Here is a 17935-nt window from a genome sequence, read left to right on the forward strand (position 1 = left end):
CCGGACGAACAGGTTGCTTGGTCGCTACCGATCCTCCGGGCCTCGACCCACCTCACCCCGTCACGCCACGCCCGAGCGCCTCACCCCACCCAGAATGCGCAGAGCCACGATCCGGGGTCAAGGCCCCTCTCTCCTCGCTCGCCCAGTCATGCCATGCCATGCCAGCGTGCGTGCGTGCGTGCGTGCGTGCGTGCGTGCCATAAGACCGCGTGACACGCCGTCAAATGGGGGTGAATCCTGTGAATAACTCGACCGCCCCGGGAACGACGAAACCCCCGAGATCCGCGTCATTCCGGGCGAGACGACGGTTCGAGGGCTTCGAGTGGCGGAGACGGAGGGATTTGAACCCTCGGTCCCCACAAAGGGGACTCCACCTTAGCAGGGTGGTGCACTAGGCCTGACTATGCGACGTCTCCAGACTCGCACCATCGTAGCGGGCAAACGCCGCGAGCACGAACCCGGATGCGCGGCGTGTGCGCGTCGTGTCGCCGGGTCGTGCTCGCGGGCGTCAGCGCCTGCGCTCCGGTGCCTCGTGCACCGTCACGATGTCGTTCGCCGCGGCCCACGCGGTGATGTCACGCCGCTCGATCGCCGCCGCCATGAGGTCGGGGAAGAGATCCGGCGTGCACGCGAACGCCGGCACACCGATCTCCACGAGCGCCGCCGCGTGCGCCGCGTCGTACGACGGACGCCCGGAGTCGGAGAGCGCGAGCAGCGCGATGAGCGTCGCCCCCGAATCGACGACCGCCTTCGCGCGGCGCAGCATCTCCTCCGCGATGCCACCCTCGTAGAGGTCGCTGATGAGCACCATGACCGTGTCGCTCGGCTGCTGGATCTGCCCCTGGCAGTACGCGAGCGCCCCGTTGATGTCCGTCCCGCCGCCGAGCTGCACACCGAACAGCACGTCGACCGGATCGTCCATCTCGTCCGTCAGGTCCACGACGTTCGTGTCGAACACGACGAGCCTCGTCCGCACCGAGCTGAGCGACGCGAGCACCGCCCCGAACACGCTCGAGTACACGACCGACTCCGCCATCGAGCCCGACTGGTCGATGCACAGGATGATGTCCCGCTCCACCTGAGACTGCCGCCGCGCGTTGCCCACGAGCCGCTCGGGCACGACCGTGCGGTACTCCGGCTGATAGTTGCGCAGGTTCGCGGCGATCGTGCGGTTCCAGTCGATGTCGCGCATCTTCGGCCGACGCGTGCGCGTCGAACGATCGAGCGCCCCCGTCACGGCCTGCACCGTGCGTGCCCGCAACCGCTCCTCGAGCTCGTTCGTGACGACCCGCACGACCTGCCGTGCCGTCTCCTTCGAGTGCTCCGGGATCACCCCGCCGAGCCCGATGAGCGTCGACACGAGGTTCACATCGGGCTGCACCGAACGCATCATCTCCGGCTCGAGCAGCAACTGGCGCAGCCCGAGCCGGTCCATCGCATCGGCCTGCATGACCTGCACGACCGACGACGGGAAGTACGTGCGGATGTCGCCGAGCCAGCGGGCTACCTTCGGGCTCGACCCGCCGAGGCCACCCCGCCGGGGTGCGTCGTACAACTGCGTCAGCACCCGGTCCCGGTCCGCGTCGTCCGCGGTGAGCGCGATCGGCTGCCCGCCGGACGTCACGCCGTCGGCCTCGCCGCCGCCGAGCAGCAGCCGCCAACGCGTCAACCGCTCCTCGTCCGACACGAGCACCTCGGCCTCGGGTTCCTCCGCGGATGTCGCCCCGTCGACGTCGAGACCGACATCCGTACCGCCCGCCCCGACGCCGTCCGCACCGGACTCCTCGTCGATCGCGCCGGAACCGCTCTCATCCGGTCCAACCACGTCCGCGCCGTCCCGACCGTCCACCGCGGCGTCGTCGACGCCACGCTCGTCGTCGCTCATGCGACCACCTCCCAGCCCGTCAATCGTGCGACCGCGGAGATACCCGGCGCGGCCTGCGCGAGGTCGACGACGACCACCGCCTCGCTCGCTTCCCCGGAGGGCATCGCGGGCGCCCTCGTGCCGATGTGCGACACCTGGCGGCCGATCAAGGCACGCTCCGGCTTCTCGAACGCCGCGAACGTGCGGCGCAGGAGCGGCAGCAGGTCGTCGAAGGTCTCCTCGCGCGCACCCGCGAGCCACGCGTCGACGATCGCGAGGAGCTGCGGATCGTGCACGAGCACGAGCGCATCGCCAGCGAGGAACCCGTCGAGCCAGCCCGCCGCATCGCACGGATCGGCAGCGATCGATAGTCGCCTGCTCATGCGCGTCGCGACGACGCCGCGGTCGAGCTCGCCCGCGTCGAGGAGCATGCGCACGGCGCGCCCGACGACGAGACCGGGAATCGTGTCGCGGTCCGCGACGATGCCGAGCGCCTGCCACCACCCGGCGGACAACTCGGCCTCGTCGATGAGCGAGAGACCGCGGTGGGCGGACTCCATCGTGCGCCGCAGCCGCAGCGCCGCGTCGTCGTCGATCCCCGTCGCGGCGCCCGGCAGCCCGACAAACGCGCGCACGGCGGTCGCGTCGAGGATCGCACGCACCTCGTCGGACGCCGCGCCGCGGACAGTGCCGTACCGTTGCACGCGCGCGAGCGGCTCGATCGCGGCGAGCAACTCCGACACGTCGCTCTGCACGGCCGCGCGACGCGCGAGCTCCTGCACGGTGTCGTGCACGGGGATCTCGGCGAGAAGGCACCGTTCGAGCAGTTCGGACAGCGCCTGGAGCGACCCCGCCTCGCGAGCGCGTTCGGCCGCTCGCGCCTCGGCCGCGCCGAGGACGGTCGTCCCGTGGACGCTCGCCTCGACGAGCGCAACGGCGAGCTCCGGCTCCCAACTGAGCTCCCACGCCTCCTTGAACGTGCCGCCCGTCCGCCCCGCGTCCACCACGACACCCCAGCCGATGCCGAGCAGCCGCAACCGGTGCAGGAGCACGGACCGCCGGAGGCCGGCGTCCGTGCGGAGGTCGAGCACGATCTTCTGCGTGCTCGCGCTCGGCTTGAGCCGCGTCGACTTCTGCTGCGCCGCGAGATCGGCGGCGAGCGGCACGAGGGGTGCCGACTCGGGTACCGTGCCGAGCTCGCGCCCCACGACGAGCTCCTCGTGCACGAGCGAGAGCGGCAGCGGGTCGCCGTTCACGAGCACCGAGAGCGCCGCGTCGTCGAGCTCGCTGAGGCCCGCGCTCGGTCGGCCCCGCAGCGCCGCGAGCGCCGTCGCGAGGCGAGCGGCCTCGACGACGGACGCCGTCGACGCGTCGACCCCCTGCTCGCGCAGTTCCCGCGCGACGCGAACGAGCCACGTCGTCTCGACATCGCGATCCGTGCCCGATGCCCAGTGCTCGAACAGGTGCCGGTACCAGCCGGGCGAGGCGACGCCCGCCCCGTAGCCGGAGCGGTAGCTGAGTCGCGACGAGGTCCACGGCGTCCAGGCCGCCGCGACCTTCGTCTTCGGCAGGCCGCGCAGCACGCGGTTGTCGCGCGCCGCGGGAGGGAAGCTCGCCGGGTCGAGCGCCGGGGCGTGCCACGCGCCGCACACGACGACCACGCGCTCGTGTCCCTCCTTGATGACCTCGCGCAGCCGCTTGCGCATGGACGCCTCGCGGAGCTCCGTCATGAGTTCACCGAGCGGGTTCTCGAGCGCGTCGAGATCGAGCGTCCCGTCGGGCGTGAGGGCCGACTCGGGGCGTTCCCGATCACGCCGCAGCTCGGCGACGCCCTCGGCGATCGCCTCGAAGCGATCGAGGACCGAATCGGTGCGGTGCTCGACCGCGTCCTCCCACCACCGCTCCGGATCGTCGTAGCCCGCGGCCGCCGCGAGCGCCGTGATCGGGTCCTCCGCGACGTACCGCGCGGCCTCCTGGGCGTCGAGTTCGTCGTCGGCCGGGTCCGCTGCGGGCTCGGGCTCGGGCGTCGCGCCGTCGACACGAACCCCGTCCGAGGTCGCCGGATCGGGTGCCGCGCCGGACTCGTCGTCGGGGCGGGTGCCGTTCGCCGTCCCGTCGCCCTCGGTGTCGGTGTCGGCCTCGCCGCTCGTCGCCACGTCCCGCTGTTCGTCGCCCGGTTCGTCGTCGCCGGATGCCCCGCCAGTCGCGACCTCGCGTTCGGCGGCCTCGACGAGCGCCGCCTCCCGCTCCTCGGCCCGCGCGCGCAACGCCTTCGCGATCGCGGTGCGGTGCACGGCGGGCAAGTCGATCGACAGTGCGGTCGCACCGTTGCGCAGCGCCCACCGCAGCGCGACCCACTCGGGCGAGAACGACGCGAGCGGGTAGAAGCTCGCCTGCCGCGGCTCGTCGACCGCGTACACGAGGCCCGCGATGGGCGGCTCCGTCTCCGCATCGGCGAGGATCTCGACGATGTCGTCGAACTCCGGCGGCCCCTCGACGAGCACGACCTGCGGGCGCAGCTCGTCGAGCGCCTCCGACACGGAGCGCGCCGAACCCGGCCCGTGGTGGCGGATCCCGAGGACGTGGATGTCGGTCATCGAGCGGGCTGGTCGGTGTCCAGCTCGCGGCACGCGCGGTACAGGTCGTCCCATTCGGGACGGTTGCGCACGACCGTCTCGAGGTACTCCTGCCACACGACCGCGTCCTGCACGGGGTCCTTCACGACGGCACCGAGGAGACCCGCCGCGACGTCCGAGGCACCGACCCGACCGTCCCCGAAGTGAGTGGCGAGGCTGAGTCCGCTCGTCACGACCGAGATGGCCTCGGCCGTCGAGAGCGTCGACGACGGCGACTTGATGGTCGTGCGACCGTCGGCCGTGACGCCCGAGCGCAGCTCGCGCATGACCGTCACGACGCGACGGATCTCGGACAGCGCCGCGAGATCGGCCGGCAGTTCGAGCGATGCGCCGAGACTCTGCACGCGGCTCTGCACGATCTCGACCTCGGCGTCGAGCGAGTCGGGCAGCGGCAGCACGACGGTCGTGAATCGGCGGCGCAGGGCCGCCGAAAGGTCGTTGACGCCCTTGTCGCGATTGTTCGCGGTCGCGATGAGGTTGAAGCCGCGCCTCGCCTGCACCTCGGTGTCGAGTTCCGGGACGGGGAGCGTCTTCTCGGACAGGATCGTGATGAGTGAGTCCTGCACGTCGGACGGCACGCGCGTGAGCTCCTCGAATCGTACGAGGCCGCCCGTGCGCATCGCGCGCATGACCGGGCCGGGCACGAGAGCGCTCTCGCTCGGCCCCTCGGCGAGGAGCTTCGCGTAGTTCCAGCCGTAGCGGATCGCCTCTTCCGGCGTGCCCGCGGTGCCCTGCACGACGAGCGTCGAGTCCCCGCTGATCGCGGCCGCGAGGTGCTCACTCACCCACGACTTCGCCGTACCCGGCACGCCGAGCAGGAGGAGCGAGCGATCCGTCGCGAGCGACGCGACCGCGATCTCGACGAGCCGTCTGCTGCCGATGTACTTCGGGGTGATGACCGTGCCGTCGGGCAGGGTGCCACCGAGGAGGTACGTCGACACGGCCCACGGCGACAGCTTCCAGCGCGGCGGGCGGGGGCGGTCGTCGGCCTGCGCGAGCGCGGTGAGCTCGTGCGCGTAGGCCTGCTCGGCGTGCGCGCGCAGCACCTGGTCGGTCGTCGGTTCGGTGGTGCTCACGAGAAGGTCTCCTCTGTGTCCGGTGAGAACGATGGGTCCGGTGCGAACGATGGGTCCGATGGGGACGTGCGCCGAGGTGGTCGGGAATCGTGCCGGATCGCCGACCGGAGCGCGCGAGTGCTCATGCGAAGGCCTCGCTCACGGCGGCCGCGAGGTCGCGCCTGCGCAGTTCGGCGACGAGCACCCGGCGGAACGCGTCGTAGGCGGTGTCGACCCTGGTCGACATGATGAGCTCGCGCATGCGCGGCTCGACCGTCGCGGGCAATCGCCGTCCCAGGAGCGGCCTCGAGACGAGCCATCGTCTCGAGGGCTGCTGCACGCGCCGGCCGTCCGCCTGCTCCGGCTGGGGTGGCGCGGGAATCGCGGCGGCGAGCGCGAGCTCACCGAGCTCCGTCGACCAGGGCCCGGGCGTCTCCACGAGCTCGTACCCGGGGACGTCGGTCGTGGCGGTCTTGCGTCGAAGTCGCTCGACAGCGAACCGCTCGCGTTCCGCGGGCGGGACGAGTGACAGCAGTTCGGGTGAGCCACCGGAGGCGAGCAGCGCTCGTGCCCAGTCGGTCGCGTGCTGTCCCCTGACGGCGGCGATCACCTCCATCCCCCGCCCACGGGGCAATTGCTCGACCAGGAGCGGGGCGATGCGTTCGAGCCGTCCCGGGACCACGTCGGTCCAGACCGAGAGCGGCGCGGCGCGCAGGATGCGGTCCAGCCAGGCCTCGAGATCGTGGCCCCGTCCGCCCGACTGCTCGGGCATTCCGTCACGCTCCGCCTCGTCGTCGATCACGTCGGGCAGGCGGACGGACACCCTGGTCTGCCGGAGGAGCCCGCCCTCGACCACGATGAGCGGTCGCAACCGGGCCGCCATCCGAGCGGCGAAGCGGCTGTCGGGAAGCTTCGTGAGAACGTGTCGTGCCTGGGCGCGGACGCCGGCCGCACGATCGTCGAGACACGCCTCGAGGAATTCCTCCGCGAGCGGATCGACCGCGCCGCGCCCCTCCTCGGAGTCGGCGGCGGCAACGGGCAGGCGGGGGAGGATCCGCGTGCGCGTATCGGCGGAGAGCGTCGACCAGACCGTGCGGATCGCGCCCACGACCGCCGCGGGCTCGGCATCGCTCAGCCGGAGCATCGCGTCCCCCGCCCCCGTCGGCGTGAGGTCCTTCAATCCCCGCACGAGCTCGTCGACGGAGGCGTCACCGAGCCCGTCGAGGAGGACCTCGTCATCGGATCTGGGACGGAGCCAGCGACCGCGCTCGCCCCACGCGAGTTGCGGCCCGAGCGGTCGCGACACCCCCTGGAAGCGGATCAGCCCCGGAAGGAGGCGAAACGGCACGACGACCCCGCGCGCGTCGGCGAGCTCGAGCCATGCCTCGACGAGGTCCGCGACCGAATCGCGCGGGATCCGCTCGCTCTTCCCCTCGCCCAGCAGCTCCTGGAGCACTCGAACGGCCTGTGGCGACGCATCGGGGCGCGTCTCGGGTGCCGCGGGTTCGAGCGGCTCCGCCGCGCCGACCCGCTGATCCGCGCGCCGGACGACGTCGTCGAACGCCGCGAGGTCGAGCAGCAATGCCTCGCGGCCACGCCCCTCGGGCGGCGCGACGCCGAGCGCGGCGGGCGGCGGGGGCACCTGCCGGCGCCCGGTTCCCACGAGCGCGGCGCTGCCGAGCTCCTCGCGCCATGCCGAGAACGCGGTCGTCGCCTGTGCGTCCGTCACGGAGTCGGTGCTCACGGCACGACCACCCCCTCGTCGGTGAATGCGCTCAGGGCACGCAACCGCCCCTCCTCGAGTTCGAAGACCATGTCGCACGCCTGTCCGCCCGTGTGCGCGAGCACCGTCGTCATGTCGCTGCCCCTGACGAGCGGCAGTGCGTCACCGTCGTCGTCGATCGCTCGGGGGTCGGTGATCCGATCGAAGCGGATTCCCGCGAGTGCGACGGGGAACCGGGTGCGCCACGGCGCCGTCGCGAGCGCTGCGGCCTGCTCCGCGACGGCGCCCCTGATGCTCGTCGTCGACCCGAGCCGCGGCGGCGCGTCGACCACCGTCGGGGGTTCCGCGAAGAGGATGCGGCGTGGCGTGGCGCCCGGATAGTGGTGCACGGCACCGTCGAGCACCGTTCCGGGCAGGTGGAGCACACCGAAGGTCTGGCCGGGGCCCTGCGTCTCGAGCAGGACGACGAACTCGCCGTCGCTGCCACGCAGCCACGTGCGACGGAAGGTCAGCGGTCCGCGCTCCTCGTGGGCGGTGCCGAGGACGGTCCACCGACCGCGCACGGGCTCGCCCTCACGGACGGTCGCGGTCTGGACGGGGTAGCCGACGGCGATGTGCAGTTCGGCGAGTTCCTCGGCCTCGAGCGTCTCCCGGCGTCGCCATGCGGAGGCGAGCGACCAGAGGCGCCCGAGCCGTCGCAGCAACCACCGCTCACGGCCGGACGAGGCGCCCGCGGCGACGTCGCGCAGGTGTTCCGCGAGCCCCGGCAACTGGGCGTCGACGAGTCGCGCGGCGGCGGCGTTCCACCAGGCGGACGGCTGGGCGAGTGCAGCGGCCGTGCCCGCGCGGACGAGATCCTCGAGCCAGAGCACGAGCTCGTCGACACCGGCGTCCATCTTCGCGACGCGCTCGTCGCGCCGCTTCGACTGCGCCTTCGCGTCGACCGGTTCGCTGCGTTCGCTCCGTTCGGCCTTCGCGGCGGCTCGCGTGGTGCGGGCCTCGACCCACTCGCGCGCGAACTCGGCCGCCGCGCCGGCCTCGGCGACCTGGCCCGACGACCACAGCAGCAGGAGCGCGATCGCGTGCTTGCAGGGGAACTTCCGGCTCGGGCACGAGCAGCGGTAGGCGGGTTCGGTCAGGTCGATCGACACCTGGTACGGCTTCTTGCCGCTGCCCTGGCACGCGCCCCACAGCAGCGAGTCGGTGATGCCCGACTCGACCCACGGCGCGGGCTTCGCGAGCTTCCGACCGGCCGCCACCGACGACGCATCGGGCGCGGCAGCGACGACCTGTTCCTCGCTCCACGGCGTCACGCTCGGCCACCCCCGCGACGGTGCGGAGCGTGAGCGGATGCGAGCGGCACGACGTCGGATTCGGGTGGCACGCGATCATCCTGTCATCGCGTCCGCGGCGATGCACGAGGAATCCGACTCCCGCTCACCGGCATCATCCGCTCGGATGACCCGGCGGCGCTTCGGCGAGCCGGTCCCGCGCGAGCCGCGCCGCGCGTCGCCCCACCCAGCCGACGAATCGCTCGAGCGGGCCGCGCACACGCAGTTTCATGAGCACGAAGCCGATGAGCAGTGCGCCCGCGATGTGGCAGAGCCAGATCCATCCGCTCACGAACCACCACGGGTGGCCCTCGGCGAGCGAACGGGACCAGTCCGCGAGCACGAGCGACGCCGCGATCCCCGCGACGAACACGTGCGTCGTGTAGACCGTGAGCGGGGCGGCGCCCGCGGCGAGCACGGGCCCGAGGACGCGCACGCCCGTCGCGCCGAGCAACGTCCCGAGCGCGAGGAGCACGCCGATGATCGCGACCGCGAGCCCCGCGGTGATCGCCAGATCGGGGAACGAACCGGAGTGCGGCGCAGGCGACGCGAGATACCACCAGCTCGTCCCGCCCGGGATGCCGTGCGAACCGTCGAGCAGTTCCTCCTGCGCGAGGTCGAGCCGGCTCGTCCCCTCCTCGGCCGCGAACGCCGCGAGCCCACCGAGGGGCCACAGTGCGAGCAACGACACGAGGAACGCCGACGCGCTCACGATCGTGCCCGTCGCGGCGAGGCGCACCCCGAGGTTCTGCACCGCGCCGCGCGTCCCCGTCTCGCGCGCGGCGATCACGAGACGTCCCACGACCAGGCCGACGAGCACGTAGACGACCCACGTGAGCGCCGGATACGCCCCCGTGACGAAGAGCCCGCGCACGAACACGAGCGGGTCGGTGAGATCGAACCAGTTCGCCGAACCGACCTCGAGCGAGAGGTCGGCGTCCCCGCGCAGCAGCATCGACAGCACCGGCCACACGAGCGCCCAGCCGGTCGCGACGGCGAGCAGGACGCCGTTGCGCCAGCGGAGGGCGGGGATCGCGAGCCAGAACGTGATGCCGTAGTAGACGAGGATCACGAGGATGATGCCGGGCACGAGCCCGAGCGTCAGACCGATCGCGATGAGCGCGGCCCCGCGCCCGAAGACGGCGAGGCGCGCCGCGCGCGGGCGGCCGGCCGCGAGGTCGCCGCGTGTCGTCAACGCGATCCCGACGCCCGCGAGCACGGCGAACAGTGCCGCGGCCTTGCCGCTGATCACGTCGACGAACGCGGGGTCCTCCCCCACCCCGAAGCCGATCCACAGGTGCGTCGCCATCATGCCGACGAGCGCGAGGAACCTCGCGAGGTCGAGCCCTGCGACACGTCCGACCGGTGCGACCACCCGAATCGGCTGCGGCGCGGACGGGACCGGCGGCGGAATGGTCATGCGCCGAGGCTAATGGAGTGGATCGACGACGCGATACCGGCCGCCGTCACCCGTTCGCGCACCCCTGCACGTCCGCCGCCTGCCCCGGAACCGTGGGCGCCTGCGTCGTGGTGCCGGTGGCACCGTCGGGTGCGGGTTCGACGCCCGTTCCCGTCGTGCCACCGGTGTCCGTCGGATCCGTGACGGGGGCACCGTCGGACGGCGCGGTGGCCGTGCTGCCGCTCGTCTCCACGTCGACGGGCGAATCCGCTCGAATCCGCTCCCACATCGCCGTCGCGTCCGGCTCGAGCGGCTCGACCTTCCCGGCCACCTCATCCGAATCGACGACCGGGAGCTGGGCGAACCTGATCCGTTCGAGCGGCACCTTCGAGAGCACGCCCGCGAACGCCACGAGCGTGTCGGGATTCGCGAGTCCGCTCGTGAGCGTCATGTTCTGCGTGACGGCGCTCGCGATGCCGTAGAGCTTCACCGGGTTCGCGAGGGTGTCGCCGCTCTTCACCTGCTGGACGAGGGCCGAGAGGAACAGCTGCTGGTTCGCGATCCGGGCGAGGTCGGACTCGCCGTCCAACCCGTGCCGCGTCCGCAGGAACTTGAGTGCGTCCTCACCCTTGAGGGTGTGTTCACCCGGCGCGAGGTGGAACGGGATGTACTCGTCGTCGATCTCGTTCGCGACGCACACCGTGACGCCGCCGATCGCGTTGGAGATCGCGATGACCCCACGGAACTGCACCATGCCGGCGTACTGGATCGGCAGGCCCGAGAGCTGCTCGGCGGCGGTGCGCACACAGCTCAGGCCACCCTCCTGCAGGATGCTGTTGAACGCCACGCCGAACTTCTCGGGCACGTCCACGCCCTCGTCGTTCGTGCATGACGGGGTGTCGACGATCGTGTCGCGGGGAATGCTGACGACGGAGATGCTCGACTGGTCCTCGGCGATGTGCACGAGCATGTTCACGTCGTTGAGGACGCCCTCCGCGTCGACCTGCCCCTCACCGAACTCGGCCCCCTGCCCCGTCCGGTCGTCGCTGCCGACGACGAGGATGTTCGCGCCACCCTCGATCGAGACGGGGTCCGCGGGCGCCGCGACGGGATCGTCGATCCTCGGGATGCTGCCGATCGTTCGCGCGTAGACGATCGCCCCGATCGTCGTCACCGCGACGAGCGACACGACGACGCAGAACGTCAGCGCGCCGAACACGCTCCGGGCCCGCGTGGTCTCCGGTAGGCGTCCGTGTCGTGCGATCCCGTGCCCGGCGACGTCCTCGAGCTCGGCCGCGTGCGCGGCCGTGTCGTGCTCGTCCGTCGGTGGGACGAGCATCTCGTCTCCCGTCATGCGCGCCCGTGCTGCCGATCGAGCGGCAGGAGCGTCCGATCAGGCGTTCGCGCAGCCCGTCTGGCTCGCCTCCTGGCCGACGAGCGTCGGCTGTGGTGTGGCCACCTCGGTCGCGCCGGTTCCGTCGGTCGTGCCATCCCCACCCGTCTCGTCCGTCGACGTGTCGGTGCCGTCCGTCGTTCCCCCGCTCGGGTCGGTCGCTTCGACCGTCGACGTCGGCCCCACCACGTTCAGCGGCTGGTCGTTCCGCAGCGACGCCCACATCGTGTCGGCGTCGGGCTCGAGCGGCTCGACCTTGCCCTCGTAGGACGAGGATGCAACAGGAAGCTGAGCGAACACGATCTGCTCGAGCGGGATCTTCGAGATCGCGCCGGCCATCGCCATGAGGGTGTCGAGGTTGTTGAGCGAGTTCGAGAGCACCATGTTGTTCGTGACGGCGACCGCGAGGCCGTAGAGCTTCGCCGGGTTCGTCAGCGTGTCGCTACTCTTGACCTGTTGCAGGAGCGCCGAGAGGAACAGCTGCTGGTTCGCGATGCGCGACAGGTCGGAACCGTCGCCGACACCGTGCCTCGTGCGCAAGAACTTGAGCGCGTCCTCGCCCTGGATCGTGTGCTCGCCGGCCGTCAGGTTGAGTCCCACGTAGGGATCGTCGATGTCGTTCGCGACACACACCTTGACGCCGCCGATCGCGTTCGACAGCTCGATGACGCCGCGGAACTTCACGAGGCCCGCGTACTGGATGTCGAGACCCGAGAGCTGCTCGGCGGCCGCCACGATGCAGGACAGGCCGCCCTCGCCGAGGATGCTGTTAAACGGGACGCCGTACTGCTCGTCGATCGCCACACCGTCGTCGCTCGTGCAGGAGGGCGTGTTGACGATCGTGTCGCGCGGGATGCTGACGACCGTCGCCGAGCTGTGGTCCTCGGCGATGTGCACGACCATGTTCACGTCGTTCAGGACGCCGGACGCCTCGTCGGTGCCCTCACCGAACTCCTCGCCCTGGCCCGTGCGGTCGTCGCTGCCGACGATGAGGATGTTGGCGCCGCCCTGGAGGGTCGGGAACGACGGCGCCTCCTCGTCCTGGCCGTTGCCGATGTCGACCGCCTGCACGTTGTTCGTGATCTTGAGATAGGCCGCGGCGCCGATGCCCACGACGCTCACGACCGCGACGACGAGGAGGATCGAGAACAGCTTGCCGAGGCTGCGGGCGGCCGTCATGACGGGGAGCTGCCCGTGCCGTGCGATGCTGCGTCCCGCGAGCCGCCTGCTCGGCGGCAGGGACGCGCTCCCGACGGCCGCGCGCGCCGACGCAGGCTCCACCCCGCCCTGAGGCGGATGGAATCCGCTCCGGGATCGACGGGGTCCGAGTTCGCTCACGCTTGTTCCTCTGCTCGTGCACGTTGGGGGACGTGTTGACGCGGGTGCGTCACGCGGAGGGCGTGGGATTCGAACCCACGAGGCATTGCTGCCCACTGGTTTTCAAGACCAGCTCCATCGGCCGCTCGGACAGCCCTCCTGACGAAATCACAACGATTCGGTATCATTCTGATCTCATCGCACGATTCATCCTAAACGACGATGGCCGAGCAGATGACCATCGCGTCGCACGGTGCGAACCGACGGCCCGTCAGCGCGCGACGCGCGAACCGCCCAGCATCGCGAGCGCGCCGCCCAGACCGTCCTCGTCGAACGGGCCGGCGAGCCGGTTCGCGGCGTCGATGACCTCCTGCGGGGCCTCGTTCATCGCGACGCCGATGCCCTCCTCGGACGCCCAGCGGAGCATCTCGATGTCGTTGCGACCGTCGCCGATCGCGACGACGCGGCTGCGCGGGATGTCGAGCGCGGCGCGAACCCGTTCGAGCGCGCTGCCCTTGTCGACGCCCTCGGGCGCGATGTCGAGCCACGAGGTCCAGCCGACGGAATAGCTCACGTGATGCAGACCGACGGACTCGATCGCGCTCGCGAACTCCTCCGTGGTCCGATCGGGCGCCACGACCACGAGGCGCTGCGCGAGCCGTCCGAGCAACTCGTCGAACTCGACGTGCTCACCGCGCGACTCGAACGCGCCGTCCGGGAACCGACCCGAGAACAGGAACACGCCCTCGGGGCTCTCGACCGCGTACCGCGCACCGGGCAGCCCGTCGTGGAGCCGGACGAGCACATCGCTCGGATCGAAGGTCTGCACCCACTTGCGGATGTACGTTCCCGTGAGGTCCGACCGCTCCTGCACGGTCGCGCCGTTCGCGCTCACGACGAAGCGCGAGTCGAGGCCGAGCCGGTCGTGGATCGGCATCGTGTCGGCGACCGAGCGGCCGGTCGCGAGCATCACCTCGTGTCCCTCCGCGCGCAAGCGGTCGACCTGATCGTGCGTCGCCTGCGGGATCGAGCCGTCGACCTCCAGGATCGTCCCGTCGATGTCGAGCGCGACGAGCAGGCGGTCGTCGATGCTCACGCGACCGGCTCCAGCGTCTCCAACCCGCCGAGGTACGGCCGCAGCGGCTCGGGGACGACGACCGAGCCGTCGGCGCGCTGGTGCGTCTCGAGGATCGCGACGAGCCAGCGCGTCGTCGCGAGCGTGCCGTTGAGCGTCGCGACGGGCGAGGTCTTGCCGTCCTCGCCGCGGAACCGCGTCGAGAGCCGGCGTGCCTGGTAGCTCGTGCAGTTCGAGGTCGAGGTGAGTTCGCGGTACGCGTCCTGCGTCGGGATCCACGCCTCGATGTCGTACTTGCGCGCGGCGCTCGAGCCGAGGTCGCCCGCGGCCGTGTCGATGACGCGGTAGCTCAGGCCGAGCGCGTGCATCATCTCCTCCTGCCAGCCGAGCAGCCGCTCGTGCTCGGCGGCGGCCTCGGCGGGATCGGCGTACACGAACATCTCGAGCTTGTTGAACTGGTGCACGCGGATGATGCCGCGGGTGTCCTTGCCGTGCGAGCCGGCCTCGGAGCGGTAGCACGTCGACCAGCCGGCGTAGCGGACGGGCTCGTGCACGTCGATGATCTCGTCGGCGTGGTAGCCCGCGAGCGCGACCTCGCTCGTGCCCGTGAGGTAGAGCTCCTGCTCGGGCAGGTAGTAGACCTCGTCGGCGTGCTCGCCGAGGAACCCGGTGCCGGCCATGATCTCGGGCTTCACGAGCGTCGGTGTCGTGAGCATCGTGAAGCCGTTCGCGAGCGCCTTGTCGAGCGCGTACGTCATGAGGGCGAGTTCGAGGCGGGCGCCGACGCCGCGCAGGTAGTAGAAGCGCGCGCCCGAGACCTTCGCGCCGCGCTGCATGTCGATGGCCGCGAGCAGTTCACCGAGCTCGAGGTGGTCGCGCGGGGTGAAGTCGAAGGCGGGGCGCTCGCCCACTTCGCGCAGCACCGTGTAGTCGTCCTCGCCACCGGCGGGCACGCCGTCCTCGATGACGTTCTCGATGCGCGTGATCGCGTCCGTGTAGCCCGTCTCGGCCTCGCTCGCTGCGGCCGACGCCGCCTTGACGCGGGCCGCGAGGTCCTTCACCTCGGCGAGCAGTGCGGGCTTGTCCTCCTTCGGTGCCGCAGCGACGCGCTTCGAGAACGCGTTCTGCTGGGCACGCAGCTCCTCGAAGGCGGTGATCGCGGCGCGACGTGCCGCGTCGGCGTCGAGCGCCGCGTCGACGGTCGCCGGGTCGTTGCCGCGGGCGATCTGGGAGCGTCGCAGCCGGTCGGGGTCGTCACGGAGAAGCTGGGCGTCGATCACACCGTTCATGCTAGCCCGCCGCCTGCCCGCGCGCTCCGGACGCGAGGCGCATGGGCGCACGGCGGTTCGGGGGATCAGCAGCCCGGGGCCCTAGTCTTGGCGCGTGACCGACAATTCCGCCGCCACGCCCACCGAGCCGACGACCGGCCGTCGGGCCGCCGTCATCGTGCACCCGGTGAAAGCGGACGTCGCCGCGCTGCGCGTGCAGGTCGAGGCCGCGGAGCACGAGTTCGGCTGGGAGCCGAGCGAGTGGTTCGAGACGACGCCCGAGCGCCTCGGCGACGAGCTCGCCGAGGACGCGATCGCGAACGGCGCCTCGCTCGTCATCGCCTCGGGCGGTGACGGCACCGTCCGCGCCGTCGCCTCGACGCTCGCGGGGACCGACGTCCCGCTCGCGATCGTGCCCGCGGGGACGGGCAACCTCCTCGCGCGCAATCTCGACATCGACGTGCTCGACCTGCGGTCCGCCGTGTGGATCGCGTTCGGCGGTATCACCCGGCACATCGACATCGGCCGCGCCCGGGTCGAGCGTCCGGACGGCTCGCGAGAGAGCTACGTGTTCACGGTGCTCGGCGGCATCGGTGTCGATGCGGGCATGATCGCGAACACGTCGGACGCGCTGAAGAAGCGTGTCGGCTGGGTCGCGTACCTCGACGGGATCCGCAAGACCGTCCTCGGCGGGGCGGCATTCCACGTGCGGCTCAAGTTCGACGAGGGTGCGCCGCGCTCGACGCGCGCGCAGAGCGTCATGATCGGCAATTGCGGCGTCATGCCGGGCGGCATCCTGCTGCTCCCGGACGCGCGCGTCGACGACGGCGCGCTCGACACCGCGGTCATGCGGCCGCGCGGCTTCATCGGGTGGCTGCAGATCCTGCACGCCATGTCGATCCAGTCCGGCCTCCTGCGCCACTCCGAGTTCGGCCGCAAGCTCGTGTCCGAGAACCGCAAGCGCGTGCGCGCGCTCTCCTACGTCCAGTCGCGCACCGTGACGTTCCGGGTGACCTCCGATCCGGAGGAGTTCGAGATCGACGGCGAGGCGGTCGGCGAGGTCGTCGCGGGGCGCGTCGAGGTCGTGCCCGCGGCGCTCCCCGTCAAGGTCCGCGATCCGGAGGCGCCGCAGGAACACGTCTTCAGCCGGGTCACGCGGCTCGTGACGACCGACATCGAGGGTCGCGTCAACCGCGCGATCCAGCAGGCGCAGGGGCTCGTGGCACCCGTGCAGCTCGGCATCCGCGGGGCGGCCGGCGCGGTGACGGGTGCACAGACGACAGACGCGTCGGACACGGGCGTGTCGGCGGCGGACGACGACACGACGGTCGCCGGCGCGACGTCGGCGACCGTCGCCGAGCCGATCGCGCCCGACGCAGCGCCCACCCCGCTAGCTGGCGACGCCGCCGGTCCCGACGAGGTCGCAGTGGGCACGGACGCCGACGAAGCGGGTGACGGCGCCTCAGCGCGGGCCTGAGGCGGGGCACCGCATCCGGCCTCCCGGTCGCTCGCGTCCGAGCGACGGGGTCACTCGTCGTGCGCGGCCTCGGCGTCCTGCCACGCCCAGCGCGTATCGCGCCCGCCGAGCCCCGTCTGGTCGGCGGCACGTTCGATGCGTGGATGCTGCACGAACCAGCGGCGCAGGTTGCTCGGATCGGTCGGCGGGTGCCCGCCGATGTCGGCCGCGAGCCGCGCGGTCTCGCGCGTGCTGAACGTCGGCCCGGTGAGCGCCCGCGTGAGCGGTTCGTCGGCCCACAGCCGGGTCGCGATCGCCTCGAACGCGCCCTCGACGATCGATGCGTGGTCGAACGGCAGCGTCGCCGCGCGCGCCACGAGCGCGCTCGACGGCACCCACTCGGCGGTCGCGGGCGTGCCGGGCGCGACGATCGCGAGGTAGGCGATCGAGATCGTCGGGCCGCGGGGGTCGCGCATCGTCTCGTCGAACACGCCGAACTGCACGATCGCGCGCGTCTCGTCGATGCCCGCCTTGTCGCGGAGGGCTCGGGCGGCGGCGGCGCGCACCTGCTCGCCGCCGTTGAGGAGCACCCCCGGGAGCGCCATCTCGCCGCGGAACGGCTCGTAGGGACGCTCGTGGAGCGCGAACTCGATCGTGCCCTCGTCGGTCACCCGGACGGGGACCACGTCGATGCTCACGAGCGGCTGCTGCCGTTCGATGCCCGCCTCGTCCACGCCGCCGTCCTCCCGATCATCCGCCCGCTCGTCCGTCCGCACACGGTACCGGCTGCGGGCGACGCGAACCCGTCGGCGCGCGACGACGCGACGCGCGACGCGATCATGCTCCACGCGGACACCCTGACGCCGAACGCGGATCGCTGGACCGCTCGGGGTTCAGCGTCGTTCGAGGCGCGACCGGTCCTGTGCCCCGTGCAAGACGGCGACGACCTCGACGAGCTCGACGTCCTCACGTACCCGGTACCACACGTGGTACGGGAACACCGCGGTCTTCACGTTCCGCGATTCCCGGTACGCGACTCGCGGCAGCAGAGGGCGCCGCCGGATCGCCTCACCGTGGCCTCGAATGCCGCGATGAAGCGTTCGACGTCATGCGGCCCCTCGGCGAGGTACCAGTCGATTGCGTGGTCGTATTCCTCGTCAGCGCGGCGAAGGAAAACCAGCCGGAAGCTCACGCAGTTCGTCTCGCGGCGACCTTCGCGCGCGCCCGATCCCGCACGGCGTCCCACGGGACCGCATCCTCGGGGTCGGCGTCAGCCTGAGCGATCCGGGCGCCGAGCAAGGCGGCGAGCTCCGAGGTGACTTCCACCGGCAACGACTCGTCGATCGCGTCACGGAGCTCCCGACGCGAATCAGCGTCGAGGCTCAGCACCCGCTCCAGCAGCTCGTGGTCGACCATGC

General features: G+C 71.7%; 14 protein-coding genes and 2 tRNA genes. 1 reads left to right on the top strand and 15 read right to left on the bottom strand.

From position 1 onward, the window contains the following. Positions 1-323: 323 nt before the first annotated feature. From HNR16_RS14450 to serS, 12 genes are all read right to left on the bottom strand, one after another. Positions 324-416 (bottom strand) — tRNA-Ser (locus HNR16_RS14450). A gap of 92 nt (positions 417-508) precedes the next feature. Beyond that, complete coding sequence (locus tag HNR16_RS14455) at positions 509-1885, bottom strand: VWA domain-containing protein (protein WP_158041699.1); 1377 nt, start codon at positions 1883-1885, stop codon at positions 509-511. After that, entirely contained in the window at positions 1882-4461 is a 2580-nt protein-coding gene (locus HNR16_RS14460; protein WP_158041698.1) for a DUF5682 family protein, read from the bottom strand. The genes HNR16_RS14455 and HNR16_RS14460 overlap by 4 nt, the downstream gene beginning before the upstream one ends. Continuing rightward, on the bottom strand, positions 4458-5576 hold the full coding sequence (locus tag HNR16_RS14465) for an ATP-binding protein (RefSeq protein WP_225737962.1): 1119 nt from the start codon (positions 5574-5576) through the stop codon (positions 4458-4460). The genes HNR16_RS14460 and HNR16_RS14465 overlap by 4 nt, the downstream gene beginning before the upstream one ends. Positions 5577-5697: 121 nt before the next feature. Continuing rightward, positions 5698-7299: a DUF5691 domain-containing protein gene (locus tag HNR16_RS14470; protein ID WP_158041697.1), complete on the bottom strand. Its 1602-nt coding sequence runs from the start codon at positions 7297-7299 to the stop codon at positions 5698-5700. Continuing rightward, positions 7296-8591 carry an SWIM zinc finger family protein gene (locus HNR16_RS14475; RefSeq protein ID WP_158041696.1) on the bottom strand — a complete coding sequence of 432 codons (1296 nt, stop codon included), beginning with the start codon at positions 8589-8591 and terminating at the stop codon, positions 7296-7298. Before HNR16_RS14475 ends, HNR16_RS14470 begins: the two co-directional genes overlap by 4 nt. Positions 8592-8724: 133 nt before the next feature. Further along, a complete protein-coding gene (locus tag HNR16_RS14480) occupies positions 8725-10029 on the bottom strand; it encodes a heparan-alpha-glucosaminide N-acetyltransferase domain-containing protein (RefSeq protein ID WP_158041695.1) in 1305 nt (434 codons plus the stop codon). A 46-nt stretch (positions 10030-10075) separates the two neighbouring features. After that, positions 10076-11362, bottom strand: a complete 1287-nt coding sequence (locus tag HNR16_RS14485; protein ID WP_158041694.1) for an LCP family protein — start codon at positions 11360-11362, stop codon at positions 10076-10078. A 39-nt stretch (positions 11363-11401) separates the two neighbouring features. Next, positions 11402-12739, bottom strand: a complete 1338-nt coding sequence (locus tag HNR16_RS14490; RefSeq protein ID WP_158041693.1) for an LCP family protein — start codon at positions 12737-12739, stop codon at positions 11402-11404. Positions 12740-12793: 54 nt separating this feature from the next. Next, positions 12794-12878 (bottom strand) — tRNA-Ser (locus HNR16_RS14495). Between the two features lie 111 nt (positions 12879-12989). Continuing rightward, positions 12990-13814, bottom strand: coding sequence for an HAD family hydrolase (locus HNR16_RS14500; protein WP_225737961.1), 825 nt, complete (start codon positions 13812-13814; stop codon positions 12990-12992). After that, positions 13811-15073: a serine--tRNA ligase gene (gene serS / locus HNR16_RS14505; protein WP_158041692.1), complete on the bottom strand. Its 1263-nt coding sequence runs from the start codon at positions 15071-15073 to the stop codon at positions 13811-13813. Before serS ends, HNR16_RS14500 begins: the two co-directional genes overlap by 4 nt. A 103-nt stretch (positions 15074-15176) precedes the next feature. Between serS and HNR16_RS14510 the strand changes: the two genes are divergently transcribed. After that, the gene (locus HNR16_RS14510; RefSeq protein WP_158041691.1) at positions 15177-16538 is read left to right on the top strand and encodes a diacylglycerol/lipid kinase family protein; all 1362 of its coding nucleotides are present in this window, start codon (positions 15177-15179) and stop codon (positions 16536-16538) included. Positions 16539-16588: 50 nt separating this feature from the next. On the opposite strand, the gene HNR16_RS14515 is transcribed toward HNR16_RS14510, so the two are convergent. The 3 genes from HNR16_RS14515 to HNR16_RS14525 form a co-directional block, all read right to left on the bottom strand. After that, positions 16589-17365: an NUDIX hydrolase gene (locus HNR16_RS14515; RefSeq protein ID WP_158041690.1), complete on the bottom strand. Its 777-nt coding sequence runs from the start codon at positions 17363-17365 to the stop codon at positions 16589-16591. Between the two features lie 161 nt (positions 17366-17526). Next, positions 17527-17709, bottom strand: a complete 183-nt coding sequence (locus tag HNR16_RS14520; protein ID WP_158041689.1) for a hypothetical protein — start codon at positions 17707-17709, stop codon at positions 17527-17529. Continuing rightward, a complete protein-coding gene (locus tag HNR16_RS14525; protein WP_158041688.1) occupies positions 17706-17933 on the bottom strand; it encodes a hypothetical protein in 228 nt (75 codons plus the stop codon). The genes HNR16_RS14520 and HNR16_RS14525 overlap by 4 nt, the downstream gene beginning before the upstream one ends. Positions 17934-17935 lie beyond the last annotated feature (2 nt).

Source organism: Pseudoclavibacter chungangensis (genome assembly GCF_013410545.1).
Taxonomy (GTDB): Bacteria; Actinomycetota; Actinomycetes; order Actinomycetales; family Microbacteriaceae; genus Pseudoclavibacter; species Pseudoclavibacter chungangensis.

Coding starts and splice junctions, on each gene's coding strand:
- HNR16_RS14455 (WP_158041699.1), bottom strand. CDS start 1,885: ATGAGCGACGACGAGCGTGGCGTCGACGACGCCGCGGTGGACGGTCGG.
- HNR16_RS14460 (WP_158041698.1), bottom strand. CDS start 4,461: ATGACCGACATCCACGTCCTCGGGATCCGCCACCACGGGCCGGGTTCG.
- HNR16_RS14480 (WP_158041695.1), bottom strand. CDS start 10,029: ATGACCATTCCGCCGCCGGTCCCGTCCGCGCCGCAGCCGATTCGGGTG.
- HNR16_RS14485 (WP_158041694.1), bottom strand. CDS start 11,362: ATGACGGGAGACGAGATGCTCGTCCCACCGACGGACGAGCACGACACG.
- HNR16_RS14525 (WP_158041688.1), bottom strand. CDS start 17,933: ATGGTCGACCACGAGCTGCTGGAGCGGGTGCTGAGCCTCGACGCTGAT.